This window comes from Nocardiopsis ansamitocini, assembly GCF_030268225.1.
GTDB classification, from domain to species: domain Bacteria; phylum Actinomycetota; class Actinomycetes; order Streptosporangiales; family Streptosporangiaceae; genus Nocardiopsis_D; species Nocardiopsis_D ansamitocini.
On the sequence record NZ_BSQG01000003.1, the window covers coordinates 29,067 to 44,069 of the forward strand.

The following is a 15,003-nucleotide window of genomic DNA, read 5'->3' on the forward strand; positions in this document are numbered from 1 at the left end:
GGCCCCGGCGGGTTCAGGAGTTCCTCAGAGCCCTGAGAGGGCGAGGAAGAACGCGATGATCAGCATGCTGCCGCCGATCGTGGTGAGTGTTGCGCGGCCCTGCTCGGTGAGGCGGATCGGAGCGGTGTGCGGATGTCGTCTGCCCGGGGGTGACGCAGGGGAGGCGGGAACGGCCCTGGACGGGCGAAAAGGGAGGCGGTTGAGCACCGCGGCCGCGACCAGCAGGGCACCCAGGACGATCAGCGCGAGCGACACTGTCGGTGGTTCCTTCGGGGGGAGAGGACGAACACCAGTTGGTGTGCGATTCTCGCCTATCAGAAGCGCCGTGCACACCCGTGCACCTGGGGCGGGGGGAGTTCCGAGCACGCCAAAAAAACGGTGTGTGACCGAAGCGTGGCTCTGTGTTTGTGCTACTCGTCCCGGCTTGCTTCCAGAGCGGTTTCGCGGGTGACGCCGAGGGCGCGCAACGCGAAGACCGTGACCAGTGCATGGGCCTCGGGCAGCGCGGTCTCGCCGCGCAGAAGGGGGAGGCGTTGGGCGCCGATCAGGGCCAGGACGAGCTTGGCGGTCGGCTCCAGGGCCACCTCGTCGAACTCTTTGGAATCGGTTCCCTCCCGCACGATCTCCACCAGTAACCGCTGCATAGGGGCGACGTGGTCGGCCAGGGCCTGGTAGGCGTGCGGCCCCAGACTGGCACCGAGTTCTGCTGCGGCCGGATGGGGATGCTCGATGATCCCCTCCAGTTGGAACCGGACGAAACCGGCCAGTCGGCGTGCGGCGGATGCGCCCGCAGGCAGGTCTGCTTCGCACCGCCGCATGAAATTGACGGTCACCTGTTCGGTGAAGGCGAGAAGAAGAGCCGGCTTGTCCGGAAAGTAGTTGTAGAGAGCGGTGCGGGTGATCCCGGCGGCCGAGGCGACATCGGTCATGGAGATCTCGTCGATTCCCTGGTCGCGGGTCAGCGAGGCCACCGCGTCCAGAATCCGCTCGCGGACCTGGGCGCGGTGTGCTGCGATGGTCGGGGCCGAGATCTTGGGCATGGACCTATCGTTACACGCCATCCGGGTGTTCTCGTTGTCGCTCCGCGTGTCCGGGGGCTCCGATTCCTGTCGGGGGCCTGCGGTACGGCCGGTGGTGGAACGGGCCTGCTGAACGCCGGTGCGTCCGGACCAGCGGGAGGGGGCCGGACGCACCGGCGGCTGCTCGATGGTGCGGGCTCCCGGGTGTTCTGCCCTTCAGGCGGCCTGAGGGGTCGAGTGCACGCGGCCGAGGTCGGCCATCATTTCGTTGTTGAACTGGTAGGCCAGTCGGGTCTCCGCGATTACCCGCTCCTGCTCGGCGGTGGTGAGGGGGAGCCCGTCCAGCGCGGCCCGATAGGCGTTCTTGAATTTCGGCAGGCTCTTGATCTCGTCGAAAACGTAGAACTCGATGCCTTGAACACCCTCGAACCGGTAAGCGTCGCGCACGATCCGCTTGATGAACTGGCCGCCGGAGAGGTCGCCGAGGTAGCGGGTGTAGTGGTGTGCGACGAATCCCGCCGGCCACTGCGCCATCTGGCGGATGCGGGCCGCGTAGGTCACCGTGGAGAGGGTCGGCCTGATGGACTCGCGCCACAGCGGCCCGCACAGGTGGGCCAGATCGCGTTCCAGCGCGGGAAGCCGGTGGAGCTCGGGGAAGTACACCGCCCGGCCAACCGGGTCCTCGGCAAGCGTCCGGCCGACCTCTTCGAGTGCTTCGTAGACGAAGTAGTGCTGGGCGACCAGTTCGGCGTAGCCCTCTTGGGGGAGTTCCCCGGCAAGGAGCGCCTGGGAGAAATCGTGGCTTTCGGAGCCTTCGTGCGCACGCCAGGTGCCCGACCGCAACTGCTGGGCGAAGCTGGCCGGTTCGATGGTCTGCGGTGTCGCCTGCTCTGTGCTCACGGGGGTCACTCTCTCTGGTCACTGCCGGGCGGGCCGCCGATCCCACTCGACCGTCGCCGCAGCCGGACGCTTTATCTGACATGATGTCATCAAGAGTCCGGTTTCCACAAGCTTTTACGACAGACTGTCGTAAAAATAGGAGCCGGCGGCATGAGCGGGCTCGATCGTCCGACCACGGCGCCCCCGTCGCGGGCGAGGGGCGGGCGGGTATCCTGACAGCGGACATCACGGTGATGGGGCCGGGTTGCGGTCCTTCGCCGTGGGCACCGCCCATCTCTCCGGCGGTACCGCTGGCGGGAGAGTGAAAGCGGCCATTATCGTTTGAACCACGTGTATCGTCCGCGCCTCGGCCCCGCACCGGGTGATCACGATGCCCCGACAGGCCCATGGCGTCGGGGCTCGGCGCGGTTGCACCGGACGGAGGGTCCGGGGGCTGGAGGATCCGCTGCCAGGCGCTGCAGAGTTGGCCTACCCAGAGGCGATGTGTGGACATTAGGAAAACAGAGCACGAGTCGCTGAACGAGCCGGACCCCGGAGAGACGGGGGACCCGCTGTTGCAGGGATCCGTCGAATCGGTCGACATCCTGCTCATCGAGGACGATCCGCAGGACGCCTTCCTCGTCGAGGAGTTCCTCGCCGATACCGCGCTCAGTGCCAATATCACTTGGGTGGCCACCCTCGCCGAGGCCAGGCAGCACCTGACCTCCTTCCGGGGGTGCGTGCTGCTCGACCTCAACCTGCCCGACGCCGGCGGAATGGATCTCCTTCGCGAAGTCCTGACGTCGGCCACGTCCGCCGCGGTCGTCGTCCTCACCGGTCTTGACGACGAGCACGAAGGCGTTGCCGCGGTCGCCGCAGGAGCCCAGGACTACCTCGTCAAGGGCCACGTGGACGGTTCGCTGCTGGCCAGGAGCCTGCGCTACTCGGTCGAACGCCAGCGTGCCGACGAGAACGCGCGTCAGCTGCGCGAAGCCGAGCTCTACGCGCGCGAGAACATGCGCCTCGAACGGGGCCTGTTGCCCCAGCTGCTGCTCGACCGCTCCCCGCTGACACCCCGTTCCTTCTACCGACCCGGCCGCAAGCGTGCGTTGGTCGGCGGCGACTTCTTCGACGCGGTCGACAAGGACGGCACCACGCACGTCATCGTCGGCGACGTCAGCGGGCACGGGCCGGACGAGGCCGCACTGGGGGTGTGTCTGCGCATCGCCTGGCGGGCCCTGGTCATGGGAGGGGTACCCGAGGAGCAGCTCCTGCCCGCGCTGGAGGAGATCCTGATCTCCGAGCGCGCCCAGGACGAGATGTACGCGACCCTGTGCCAGATCAGCCTGGACAAGGACTCCGAGGACCCGCGCATCCGCCTGTTCGGCCACCCCCCGCCCCTGGTCCTCACCGACCGGGTGGTCCAGGTGGAGGCGGTGCCCCGTCCACCCCTGGGACTGTTCCCCGAGGCCGAGACCCGCGTCGAACGTTTCCCTTTCCCCCGTGGTTCCACGCTCATGCTCTACACCGACGGCCTGGTCGACGCGTACGAAGGAAGCGGGACCGAACGCCTCGGCGTAGCAGGGCTGAGCCGGATCGTCGAAGGCGTCCTGGGTAGCGGAGTGTCCATCGTCGACCTGCCCGAGCGCCTTGTCGATGAGGCCGAGAGCCACAACGGCGGTCCGCTCCAGGACGACGTCGCCATGTTGCTCGTCACCCATGGGGAATGACCGGATGAACTCCACCGACGAACTCAGGACCGGCGCGAGCCCGACCTCCGGAGGCGTTTTCGCTCGCCCGTGGTCGTTGCGGCGCAGAGTGACGGTGCTGCTCATCTCGGTGGGGCTCGTCCTGATCGCCTCGGTCTCCACCATCGTCGTCTCCGCGCTCCAGGCGCGTGAGGCGGTGCTGCGCCAGGTCGACGAGCTGACCCCCGCCTACAGTGCGGTCGAGCGGACGTTGTCGGCCTATCTCAACCAGGACAGCGGGATCCGGACCTACGCCCAGACCCGCGACGTCGAGTCCCTGCTCCCTTACTACGAGGCGCGCCAGACCTTGCAGGAGGGCCAGGACACCATCGAGACGACGGCGGGGGCCAACGCCGAGATCGATGCCGACCTCCAGGCGGTACTCGACGCGGGCGAGGCGTGGAACACCGAGTTCGCGGAGCCGGTGTTGGAGAAGGTCCGCGCAGGAGAGCCGATCTCCCCGGCGCACTACCAGTTGGGCAACGAGCGCTTCGCCGACTTGCGGGAGGCGGTCGACCAGGCCCAGACCCGGATCAACTCCGAGCTGATGCTCGCCCAGGACGAACTCGGTTCGGCCACCCAGCAGCTCATCGCCCTGCTGGTCCTGGTGGGTGTGGTCGTGACGGTGTTGTGCGTGTTCCTCTGGGTCATGCTCCAGCACTGGGTGCTGCGTCCCTTGGACGATCTCGGCCGCCACCTCCAACAGGTCTCCGACGGCTACTACGCCCACCGCATCGAACTGGAGGCACCGCCCGAGATCGAGCGGGTGGGGCGAAACGTGGACGCAATGCGTGAGCGGATCGTGCACGACCTCGACGAGGTGGGTACGGCCCGCCGCACCCTCCTGGAGCAGTCGGAACTCTTGGAGCGCCAGACCGAGGAACTGCGCCGCTCCAACCTCGAACTGGAACAGTTCGCCTACGTCGCCTCCCACGACCTCCAGGAGCCGTTGCGCAAGGTGGCCAGCTTCTGCCAGCTGCTGCAACGCCGTTACCAGGGCCAGCTCGACGAGCGCGCCGACTCCTACATCGACTTCGCGGTCGAAGGGGCCAAGCGTATGCAGACCCTCATCAACGACCTGCTGGCCTTTTCCCGGGTGGGCCGCACCAAGAACTTCACCACCGTCGACCTGGACACCGCTCTCGCCGATGCGCTGCGCAGCCTCGACTCGGCGCTGGAGGAGGCGGAAGCCGTCGTCACCGGCGATCCCCTCCCGACCATCCACGGTGACCGCACCCTGCTCACTCAGGTGTTTTTCAACCTGATCGGCAACGCGGTCAAGTTCCGTGGCGACGAGCCGCCGCAGGTCCATATCAGTGCGCGTCAGGAAGGGGCGGAATGGGTCTTCTGTTGCGCCGATAATGGGATCGGCATCGAGCCGCAGTACGCCGAACGCATCTTCGTGATCTTCCAACGCCTGCACACGCGGGACAAGTACGGGGGCACCGGGATCGGTCTGGCCATGTGCAAGAAGATCGTGGAATTCCACGGCGGGCGCATCTGGCTAAACCCGGACCCCGACGAGGAAGGCTCGGGGACCCGGATCTGCTGGTCGCTGCCAATCGACGCGGACAAGGACGAGGAGCCGGCCGAAGAGGCCGCTGCCGAGGCCCCCACGCCGGCCGGGAGCCCCTCGTCCGGTCCCGACAAGGTTGAGAAGGTCTGAAATGAGCGAGGTCACCATGGTGCAACCCATTGAGGTGCTGCTGGTCGAAGATGACCCGGGCGACGTTCTCATGACCAAGGAGGCGTTCGAGGAGCACAAGGTGGGCAACCGCCTGCACGTGGTCTCCGACGGTGTGGAGGCGCTGAGCTTTCTGCGCCGCGAGGGCGAGTACGCGGACGCTCCCCGGCCGCATCTGATCCTGCTCGACCTCAACCTGCCCCGCAAGGACGGTCGTGAGGTCCTGCAGGAGGTCAAGCAGGACCCCGATCTCGCCCGCATCCCCATCGTCGTGCTGACCACCTCCGAGGCGGAGGAAGACATCATCCGCAGTTACCAGCTGCACGCCAACGCCTATGTGGCCAAGCCGGTCGACTTCGATCAATTCATCAAGGTCGTCCGCCAGATCGACGACTTCTTCGTCACAGTGGTGCGTCTGCCCCGGGGCTGACGTCGCGGACGGCGGATGACCGACGTCACCGGGGCCGCCCTTTCGCCGACAAACGGCCCTGAATACAATCGGTCAAGTAGGAAATCATGGCCGTAATGGGCCATTTCCAGCGCATGTCGTCGGGAGGCAGCCGCGGTCCGTGGTGGCCTCCCGTCCGTGCGTCCGCCGACGTCCTAGGAAGAGCGACCCGATCATGCGCCGTATCGCAGCAGCCGCCACCCTCGCCACCCTCGCGCTGGGGGCCGCCTCCTGCGGCGCGCCCTCCGAGCGCGAGGACACCGGTGAGCAGGCATTGACGGTCGGCGCGACCGCCGTTCCGGCGGGGGAGATCCTGGAGTTCATCCGCGACGAGCTCGCCGAGGAAGCGGGCCTGGATCTCACCATCCAGGAGTTCGCCGACTACAACGCGCCCAACGCCGCCCTCGCCGAAGGAGAGTTGGACGCCAACCTCTACCAGCACGAACCCTTCCTCGCCGACTACAACGCCAACAGCGGTACCGACCTCGTGGCGGTCGCCGACATCTACCTGCCGCCCCTCGGTCTGTACTCCTTCACCGTCGACACGGTCGACGATCTCCCCGATGGGGCGACGGTCGCCCTGCCCAACGACCCCACCAACGAGTACCGCGCGCTGCTGCTGCTCCAGGAGGGCGGTCTGATCACCCTCGCCGACGGGATCGAGGAGAGCGCGTTCTCGTTGTCCGACATCACCGACAATCCCAAGGAACTGGAGTTCCAGGAGGTCGACGCCGCACAATTGCCGCGTTCCCTGGAGGACGTGGACGCAGCGGTCGTCAACGCCAACTACGCCTTGGACGCGCAACTCGACGCCAACGAGGACGCCATTCTGATGGAGCAGTTCGAGGGCAGCCCCTACGTCAATGTGTTGGCCACCACCGCGGCCAACGCCGACGACCCGCGGGTGGAGACCCTGGCCGAACTGTTGACCTCCGCCGAGGTGGCCGCCTTCATCGAGGAGGAGTACTCGGGCGCGGTGATCCCGGTTCCCTCTTCCTGAACGCGATCACGCCACGCGCCGCGAACCGCGGGATCGTCTGCGCCATCGCGTTCTCGGCTACGGTTGGTACATGACCCTGCCCAAACCCCGCGACCGCTCCGGGCCCTATCGCGTCTGCGTGGTGTGCCTGGGCAACATCTGTCGCTCCCCGATGGCGGAAAAGGTCCTGGCCGCGGATCTGGCCCGTGCCGGTCTCGCCGACGCGGTACGGGTGGACAGCGCCGGCACCGGCGACTGGCATGTCGGCGCCGAGATGGACACCCGTGCGGCCACCACCCTGCGCGTGCACGGGTACTCCGGCCCCCACACCGCCAGGCGCTTCGACCCGTCATGGTTCGCCGAACGCGACCTCGTCCTGGCCATGGACACCGACAACCTGGCCGTACTGCGGACGCTGGCCCCCGACGGGGAGGCCGAAGCGCGGACACTACTGTTCCGCTCCTTCACCCCGGGCATCGGCCCCAACCCCGAAGTGCCCGATCCCTATTACGGCGGTGACGACGGTTTCACCAACGTGCTCAGCATGATCGAGGCCGCGAGCAAGGGTCTGACCACCGAGCTCGTCGCGCTGCTCGGTACCGAATAGACAACGACGAGACGAATGGGGCTGCTGGGCGTGGAGTCCGTCGCAGATCGGGTCGCCGCACTGACCGGTAGGGAAGTGGCAGCCACCATCGCGCTGGGCGCCAGCCACGAGTGGCAGTTGCACCGCGTGGAGCTCGCCGATGCCACGTCCGTCTTCGTCAAGGAGACAGCGACGGAACGGCCCGAGCTGGAGGGCCTCTTCCGTGCCGAGGCACTGGGCTTGAACTGGCTGGCCGGTTCCTTCGGCTCGCCCGTCCCCCGCGTCCTGGGGTGGGACGCGCGCACCCTCGCCCTCGACTGGGTCGAACAGGACGAACCGAGCCCTGCGGCGGCCGAACGCTTCGGTCACCAGCTCGCAGCCATGCACCTGGTCGGCGCGGACCGCTTCGGCGCCGACTGGCCCGGCTTCATCGGTCCGCTTCCCCTGGACAACACGCCGACGCGCAACTGGCCGGAGTTCTACGTCCAACGTCGTGTGCTTCCCTATCTGGAGCGTGCGGTGAACCGTGGAGCACTCACGCCGGCCGACGCCCGGCTGGTCGAGAAGGTCCTGGACCGGGTGGAGGAGTTGGCGGGGGAGCCCGAGCCTCCGGCCCGTATCCATGGAGACCTGTGGAACGGCAACGTCATGTGGGGCACGAACGGGGTCACCGTCGTCGACCCCGCTGCGCACGGCGGTCATCGCGAAGCGGACCTGGCCATGCTGTCGCTGTTCGGGCTGCCCCATCTGGACCGGGTCCGCGACGCCTACAACCACGCCGCTCCGCTGGCCGACGGCTGGAAGGCCCGCATCCCCCTGCACCAACTGCACCCGCTCCTGGTGCACGTGTGCCTTTATGGTGCCGCCTACCGCACCACCACGATCGAGGCGGCCCGCACCGCGCTGCGCGTCGAGTCCTGAAGCCGGGACAGCATTTCACGCGTCCGATTCGGCTCCAAGGTCTGGATCGGTGCGAACCCCTCCAAAACGCATCCTCTAGAGTCATGGTCGTGAACTGGTCTGCACATCAGCCCCCCGACCCCTGGGGACAGCAGCAACAGCAGCCTGCCGCGCCTCGGGCGACGGGCGGTCTCAGCCCGGTCGCCCTGGTTCTGTTGGCCATCCTGTTGGTTGCGGTCCTCATCATCGCCGTCACTGTCGTCGTCACCAGGCTCAACGCCAACGGTACCCAGGCAGCGCCGGCCCCAGCCCCCGAGCCGGTCACGGCCTCGGAGTCCGAACCGGCCCCTGCCCCGGATCCCTCGTCCACCGGTTCCGCGGCCGGCCCCGATGTATTCCAGGACGGCTGGCAGCGCGCAGCCTCCGCCAAATGGGGTTTCGTCTACGAGATCCCCCCGCGTGAGGACGACTGGCTCTTCGACGGGCCCACCTATATTCGCGGCTTCGAGGGCGACGACGGCACGGTCGAGATCGGGATGAGTGGAACATCGGTCTATCTGGACAAGGTCTGCGCCGGGTGGGGCAGCCGCGGTGTCATCGGTGCGCAGGGAATCACCGACAGCGACGACACCGAGGAGATGTCCGAGGGCGCTGCATTGAGATGGGCCCGGTACGCCTACGACGACGAAGGCGATCCCGGTCTGACCGTCCGATCGGTCGAAGAGTTCGACAGCAACGACCTCAGCGGTCACCACGCCATCGTGGATGTCACGGTCCCGGGCGGGGGCGACGGCTGCATTCCGCCCACCGCGGTCGTGCACACGCTGGCGGTCCCCGGTGCAGAGGACGACACGACCCGGATCCTCGTCATGATCCTGGACACCGGAGTCGAGGACGCACTGGCCGAGGAGACCGTGGACACGGTCATCTCCACCCTGCGCGACGTCAACTACGAGGACTGATTCCCGGCAACACGTTCGGTCACTTCCTGCCCGCGGGCTTGACCCCCGGTGTCCAGTTCAGGGCACTGGCCCGCTCCATGAACTCGTCGCTGTCGATGTCGCCGCGTGCGAAGCGCTCGGCGAGCAACCGCTGTGCTCCTGCCTCGGGCGGCTCGACGTGCGGTCGCATCCACGGAGCGCGGCCGCGGCGGGCACGGAGCACCAGGAACAGGACGACCATTGCCAGGATGAACAGCATGATGACTCCAAGGGCGTGAAAGACGGGTGGCGGGCCGAAGGCTTCTGCCCCCAACCCAGGTCTGTTGCCGGGCCCCCACCCGTGGGGCGGGCCGGTGAACATGGCCATGAGCGTGGTCGGTGGATGTGTCATGTCCCCAGCCTGCCGATGGTGTCGGAGCGCGTCGTCCCCCGTCGAGCGGCTCTGCGACTGCGTCGTGCAACGTAGTCCGGCTGCGTCGGCAGGCTGACGACCAGCGGTACCGCCACCGGCTACCGTCGAGGACACTGGTCGGGGGCAGGGGTGGGGATGAGTCGCAGGATCGTCAAGGTGCTTGCCGTCGACCTTCCCCTGGCGGTGTTCCTGGGGTGCATCGCCATCAGCACGACCTATGCCACGACCCGAATGGGCTGGCCGCCGGCCCACGGCGATTGGCCGTCGCACCCGTTCTCGCCCGAACCGGTGGTGCTCCCTCTCGTCTGCGCGGGAGTGCTCGCAGCCTGCGTAGGGACGGCGGTGCGCAGGCTCCGCCAGCGAATCGCCCTTGCTGTCACCGTCTCCGGGGCGACCGTCGCACTGGCCGGGGGAGGCATGCTGGGGCCGATCCTGCTCATGGTCCTGTTGGTCCTGTTCTCTGTCGCACTGGTTCACCCACTGCGGGCCTGGGCCCCACTGTCCCTGCTGTTCGTGCCCCTGCTGCTCGCTCCGCGCCTGGGGGAGCCCTACTTCGGCCTGCTCGACGGCCGACTGCTGGCCGGCGCGACCTTCGGCCTGGGCCTGCTGTGCGCGGCGGTGGCCCTGGGCGCCGTCGCACGCACCCGCAGGGAGGGGGCGCGGTCGGCCAGGGAACAGGAACTGCACCGCTACGCATACGAGGAGCGGCTACGCATAGCGCGCGAGGTCCACGACGTGGTCGGGCACAGCCTCTCGGTCATCAGCATGCAGGCGGGGGTGGCATTACACGTGCTGGACCGGCGTCCCGATCGGATCGGCCCTTCCCTGGAGGCGATCCGCACGACCAGCAGGGACGCTCTGGAGGAGCTGCGCGGCACACTCGCGGTGTTTCGCGATCCCGCGGCCGTCCCCGACCGCGCGCCCCTGCCCGGCCTCGACCGGCTGTCGGACCTGGTGTCGGCCTTGGCCGCGGCAGGACGAAGCGCCGAGGTCACCGTCGAGGGCGAGCCGGTGCGGTTGCCTGCCGCGGTGGACCACACGGCCTACCGGATCGTCCAGGAGGCACTGACCAACGTGGTGCGCCACGCGGGTGGATCGGCGGCCGAGGTGGTCCTGGAGTACCGCCAGGCAGGGATCGGCGTCATGGTGACCGACAGCGGTCCGATCCTGCCCGCCGAGCCGCCGGACGAGGGCAACGGCCTGGCCGGCATGCGCGAGCGTGCCCTCGCGGTCGGCGGTACCTTCGAGGCGGGGCCGCGCACGGGCGGTGGGTTCGCCGTGCGCGCGTGGTTGCCGGTGGACAGGAGCCGACAGTGAGCATCAGGGTGGCCGTGGTCGACGACCAGGCGCTGGTCCGTATGGGGCTGGCGGTGCTGATCGACGCCGAGGACGACATGGAGTTGGCCGGGGAGGCAGCCGACGGGCGTGCCGCGGTGGACCTGGTCCGCCTGGAGCACCCGGACGTGGTCCTCATGGATGTGCGGATGCCTGTCATGGACGGGATCTCCGCACTGCGTGAGATCGCTGCCGACGACAGCCTGTCCGCCACCCGGGTCGTCGTACTGACCACCTTCGAGCTGGACGAGTACGTCTTCGACGCGCTGAGCGCGGGAGCGGCCGGCTTCTTGATCAAGGACAGCGAGCCCGCCGAGATGCTGCGCGCGGTGCGGGTCGCGGTGCAGGGCGATTCGCTGCTGTCGCCGTCGGTGACCCGGCGGCTGATCGCCGCCTTCGCGGACGGTTCGGTACCGCGAAGAGGGCGCCATCCGGAACTCGCCCGCCTCACCGACCGCGAACGCGAGGTGCTGGCCCTGGTGGGCGAGGGCCTGTCCAACGACGAGATCGCCGCGCGCCTCGTGGTCAGCCCGGCGACGGCGCGCACCCACGTGAGTCGGGCCATGGTCAAACTCGGGGCCCGTGACCGGGCCCGACTGGTGGTCATCGCCTACCAGTCGGGCCTGGTGCGGTGAGCGTGTCGGCCTAGCCCTTGACGCTGCCGGCCAGCAGGCCGCGCACGAAATAGCGTTGGAGGGAGAAGAACACGATCAACGGCACCACGATGGACACGAACGCACCTGCCGTGAGGCGTTGCCATTCGTCTCCGCGGGTGCCTGCCATCTCGGCGAGCCTGACGGTCAGGGGGGCCGTCTCGGCGCTGCCGCCGGCGAAGATCAGCGCCACCAGCAAATCGTTCCAGACCCAGAGGAACTGGAAGATCCCCAGTGATACCAGTGCGGGCACGATCAGCGGGACCACCAGCCGCCGGAAGATGACGCCGTGCCCGGCGCCGTCCACCCGAGCCGCCTCGAAGAGGCTGCGCGGGAGCTGGGAGATGAAGTTGTGCAGCAGGAAGATGCCCAGCGGCAGCCCGAAGATCGTGTGGGCCACCCATACGTTGGTGAACGCCAGGGCGCCCTGCAGATCCCAGGCGGGCATCAGCTGGATCCCGGCGATCGTCACACCCTGGGAGAAGAATCGCAGCAGCGGTACCAGGGACATCTGGAGCGGGACGATCTGCAGCGCGAAGATCCCGAGGAACAGCCAGTCGCGACCGGGAAAGTTCACCCAGGCCAGGGCATAGGCGGCCAGTGCCGCCAGCACCACCACGAACACGGTCGCCGGCAACGTGATGACGAACGAGTTCACGAAGTACGTGGCCAGTTGCCCCTGGCTGGCAGTGCCGAACAGTACGTCCCGGTAGTTGGCCAGGGTGACCTGCGGATCGCTGAAGAACGTCCACCAGCCGGTCGTCTTGAGCTCGCGCTCGGGACGGAAGGAGGAGATGAACAATCCCGCGGTCGGCAGGGTCCAGAGCGCGGCGATCACGATCGCCGCGAGGGTCGCCGTCGAGCTCGACAGCCGTTTGCGGACCCGGGCGGCCGAGGTCTCCCGGCTCACGCGGGGTTTCGGTGCGGCGGCGGGCGCGGTGGGCGGCGTCTGCGTCTGCTGGCTCATCCCTGCTCCCTCACACGTCGGTTGGTGCGCATCTGCACGATGACAAGCGGGACCACCAGGACGAACAGGAACACCGCGAGTGTCGAGCCTTGGCCGAGCTCACCATAACGGAACGCCTGTGCGTACATCTCGTTGGCGATGACGCTGGTGTTGTACTGGCCGCCGGTCATGGTGCGCACGATGTCGAAAACCTTGAGGGTCTGGACCGAGATGGTGATCAGGACGACGGTCAGCGTCGGCCACACCGTCGGCAACGTGATGCGCCAGAACTGCTGCCAGGCGTTGGTCCCGTCGATCCGGGCAGCCTCGACGATCTCGTCCGGGATCGCCTTGATCGCAGCCGACAGCACCACCATCGCGAATCCGGCCTGGACCCAGATCAGTACGACGATCAGCAGAAGCGTGTTCAGCGGGGCGTTGAGCAGCCATAGCTGCGGTTCGCCGCCCATCCACACGATGAGCTGGTTGAGCAGGCCGATCTGGTCGCCTTCGGGTGGACGGTAGGCGTAGACGAACCGCCAGATGATGCTGGCGCCCACGAACGAGATCGCCATGGGCATGAAGATCAGCGACTTGGCTATCGACTCGAACCGCTTGCGGTCGACCAGGATCGCGTACATCAGGCCCGTCGCCGTTGCCAGCACCGGGGCGAAGATGACCCACAGCAGTGTGTTGCGCAGCACCGTCAGGATCTCGGGCTGGCTGAACATCCAGACGTAGTTGCGCAGACCCACCCAGTTCTGGCCGGTGCCGTCCGAAAACGACAACAGACCGGTCCGGAAGGCCGGGTACACCAAACCCAGTAGCAACAGAATTACTGCCGGACCCAAAAAGAGGGCGGCTTGCCACCACTCGTGCTTGCTCTTGGGGCCGCGGTCGATGAAGAAGAGCAGGCCGCCGATGACTCCGAGGAATGTGGCGACGGCAATGAGTAACCAGACGAGCTTGGGAAGCTCGTTCAGAATGGAGAAGCCCATCCTGTCCCTTCCGTGAATCGGGGCTGTCCGGGGGCCGCTCCCGACAGGAGCGGCGCCCAGACAACCGTCTCCGTTAGGAGGGCCAGGAGTTCTCGATGTAGTCGAGCGTGGTCGTGGTCTCCTCGCCGTTGATCCAGTTGGTCATACCCCGCCAGAACGTTCCCGTCCCCACCGCGGCCGGCATCAGGTCGCTGCCGTCGAAACGGAACACGGTTTCGGGGTCGCGCAGGATTTCGGCCCCCAGCCGGTCGGTGGGTGTTTCGAGGGTGTCCAGGTCGAGTTCCTGGTGAGCCGAGAACCATGCGCCTTCGGCGGCGCGTCGGTCGGCGTAGTCGGCGGTGGCCAGGTACTCGCGGACCGCTACGACCTCGGGCCGGTCGGCGAACGCGCCGACGAACTCGCCGCCGCCCATGACGGGGGTGCCGTCCGCGGGGTCGACCGGCGGAAGGTTGAAGGCGAAGACATCGCCGTCCTCGGCGACCGTGGTGTCCTCGGGCCACTGTGCGGCGTAGAAGGAGCCCATCAGGTACATGCCGCAGTCACCGTCCAGGATCGGCATGCCTGCGTCCTGGAAGGAGGTCGTGGCGATGCTCTGGACGCTGCCGTAGCCGCCGTTGACGTAGTCCTCGTTGCGCAGGATCTCGTCGGCCCTGCCGAAGGCCGAGGTGATCTTGTCGTCGTTGAAGGGGATCTCGTGCTCGACCCACTGGTCGTAGACGTCGGGGCCGCCGTCGCGCAGGATCACGTTCTCGATCCAGTCGGTGGCCGGCCAGCCGGTGGCGTCACCGGATTCGATGCCGACGCACCAGGGCTTGGTGCCGTCGTCGGCGATGGCGTCGCTGACCTTGATCAGGTCGTCCCAGGTCTCGGGGACCTCGTGGCCGTTCTCGCTGAAGAAGCTGGGGGAGTACCAGACGAAAGACTTGAAGTTGGCGCCCAGCGGGGTGCCGTACAGCTGGCCGTCGACGGTGGCGTAGTTCAGCCAGTCCTCGCTCCAACCGGTCTCGGCCAGTTCCTTGACGCTGTCGGGTGCGGGGACAGCGGAGCCGGCCTCGACGAAGCGCTTGAGCAGCCCGGGCTGGGGGAACAGCGCGATGTCGGGGGCATTGCCGCCGTCCACCTTCACCTGGACCTGGGCCTCGAACTCGCCGCTGCCCTCGTACTGGATGTTGATCCCGGTGCAGTCGGCGAACTGCTGCCAGGACCGCTCCATCCGTTCGGCCTCCTCGTCGCGGATGGAGGCGTAGATCTCGACACTGCCTTCGTTCCCCTGCCACTGGGAGAAGGCCTCGCATTCGGGGGACTCCGGGTCGGCTGCCTGCGTTCCACCTCCTTCCAGATACGAGCACCCGCTGGCGAGGAAGGCCAGCGAGAGCGTTGCCGCGATCGCGCTGCGGTTTCTCTGGGACATCGGCATTCACGTACCTCCAGGAACGCTTGACCAAAGGTGTAGACCAAGGCCTCGTGAGCTTTGA

The 15,003-nt window shown here is 67.5% G+C and carries 16 protein-coding genes; 9 read left to right on the forward strand and 7 right to left on the reverse strand.

Going from position 1 to position 15,003, the window contains the following annotated elements:
• Window positions 1-24 precede the first annotated feature (24 nt).
• The 3 genes from QSJ59_RS09860 to QSJ59_RS09870 form a co-directional block, all read right to left on the reverse strand.
• Window positions 25-255, reverse strand: a complete 231-nt coding sequence (locus QSJ59_RS09860) for a hypothetical protein (RefSeq protein WP_285758861.1) — start codon at window positions 253-255, stop codon at window positions 25-27.
• A gap of 155 nt (window positions 256-410) precedes the next feature.
• Complete coding sequence (locus tag QSJ59_RS09865; RefSeq protein WP_285758863.1) at window positions 411-1,040, reverse strand: TetR/AcrR family transcriptional regulator; 630 nt, start codon at window positions 1,038-1,040, stop codon at window positions 411-413.
• A gap of 195 nt (window positions 1,041-1,235) precedes the next feature.
• Window positions 1,236-1,919, reverse strand: coding sequence for a biliverdin-producing heme oxygenase (locus tag QSJ59_RS09870; protein WP_285758865.1), 684 nt, complete (start codon window positions 1,917-1,919; stop codon window positions 1,236-1,238).
• Between the two features lie 515 nt (window positions 1,920-2,434).
• Between QSJ59_RS09870 and QSJ59_RS09875 the strand changes: the two genes are divergently transcribed.
• The 7 genes from QSJ59_RS09875 (at window position 2,435) to QSJ59_RS09905 (ending at window position 9,205) form a co-directional block, all read left to right on the forward strand.
• A complete protein-coding gene (locus QSJ59_RS09875; protein WP_285759548.1) occupies window positions 2,435-3,628 on the forward strand; it encodes a PP2C family protein-serine/threonine phosphatase in 1,194 nt (397 codons plus the stop codon).
• Between the two features lie 4 nt (window positions 3,629-3,632).
• On the forward strand, window positions 3,633-5,312 hold the full coding sequence (locus tag QSJ59_RS09880; RefSeq protein WP_285758866.1) for a sensor histidine kinase: 1,680 nt from the start codon (window positions 3,633-3,635) through the stop codon (window positions 5,310-5,312).
• A 1-nt stretch (window position 5,313) separates the two neighbouring features.
• Window positions 5,314-5,760 (forward strand): response regulator, encoded by a 447-nt coding sequence (locus QSJ59_RS09885; RefSeq protein ID WP_285758868.1) that lies wholly within the window; start codon window positions 5,314-5,316, stop codon window positions 5,758-5,760.
• 193 nt (window positions 5,761-5,953) lie between these two features.
• Window positions 5,954-6,778, forward strand: coding sequence for a MetQ/NlpA family ABC transporter substrate-binding protein (locus QSJ59_RS09890; protein ID WP_285758870.1), 825 nt, complete (start codon window positions 5,954-5,956; stop codon window positions 6,776-6,778).
• Between the two features lie 70 nt (window positions 6,779-6,848).
• Window positions 6,849-7,364 (forward strand): low molecular weight protein-tyrosine-phosphatase, encoded by a 516-nt coding sequence (locus QSJ59_RS09895; RefSeq protein WP_285758872.1) that lies wholly within the window; start codon window positions 6,849-6,851, stop codon window positions 7,362-7,364.
• A gap of 15 nt (window positions 7,365-7,379) precedes the next feature.
• The gene (locus tag QSJ59_RS09900; protein ID WP_285758873.1) at window positions 7,380-8,264 is read left to right on the forward strand and encodes a fructosamine kinase family protein; all 885 of its coding nucleotides are present in this window, start codon (window positions 7,380-7,382) and stop codon (window positions 8,262-8,264) included.
• A gap of 89 nt (window positions 8,265-8,353) precedes the next feature.
• Window positions 8,354-9,205: a DUF8017 domain-containing protein gene (locus tag QSJ59_RS09905; protein WP_285758874.1), complete on the forward strand. Its 852-nt coding sequence runs from the start codon at window positions 8,354-8,356 to the stop codon at window positions 9,203-9,205.
• Window positions 9,206-9,224: 19 nt separating this feature from the next.
• Here the strand turns inward: QSJ59_RS09905 and QSJ59_RS09910 are convergent, their stop codons facing one another.
• On the reverse strand, window positions 9,225-9,575 hold the full coding sequence (locus tag QSJ59_RS09910) for an SHOCT domain-containing protein (protein WP_285758876.1): 351 nt from the start codon (window positions 9,573-9,575) through the stop codon (window positions 9,225-9,227).
• Window positions 9,576-9,731: 156 nt separating this feature from the next.
• Between QSJ59_RS09910 and QSJ59_RS09915 the strand changes: the two genes are divergently transcribed.
• Window positions 9,732-10,913: a sensor histidine kinase gene (locus QSJ59_RS09915; protein ID WP_285758877.1), complete on the forward strand. Its 1,182-nt coding sequence runs from the start codon at window positions 9,732-9,734 to the stop codon at window positions 10,911-10,913.
• Entirely contained in the window at window positions 10,910-11,566 is a 657-nt protein-coding gene (locus QSJ59_RS09920; protein WP_285758878.1) for a response regulator, read from the forward strand. Before QSJ59_RS09915 ends, QSJ59_RS09920 begins: the two co-directional genes overlap by 4 nt.
• 10 nt (window positions 11,567-11,576) lie before the next feature.
• Here QSJ59_RS09920 and QSJ59_RS09925 read toward each other — a convergent pair whose 3' ends face one another.
• The 3 genes from QSJ59_RS09925 to QSJ59_RS09935 form a co-directional block, all read right to left on the reverse strand.
• Complete coding sequence (locus QSJ59_RS09925; protein ID WP_285758881.1) at window positions 11,577-12,551, reverse strand: carbohydrate ABC transporter permease; 975 nt, start codon at window positions 12,549-12,551, stop codon at window positions 11,577-11,579.
• Window positions 12,548-13,528, reverse strand: coding sequence for a carbohydrate ABC transporter permease (locus tag QSJ59_RS09930; RefSeq protein WP_285758882.1), 981 nt, complete (start codon window positions 13,526-13,528; stop codon window positions 12,548-12,550). The genes QSJ59_RS09925 and QSJ59_RS09930 overlap by 4 nt, the downstream gene beginning before the upstream one ends.
• Window positions 13,529-13,601: 73 nt before the next feature.
• Window positions 13,602-14,939, reverse strand: a complete 1,338-nt coding sequence (locus tag QSJ59_RS09935; protein WP_432707460.1) for an ABC transporter substrate-binding protein — start codon at window positions 14,937-14,939, stop codon at window positions 13,602-13,604.
• Window positions 14,940-15,003: the final 64 nt, after the last annotated feature.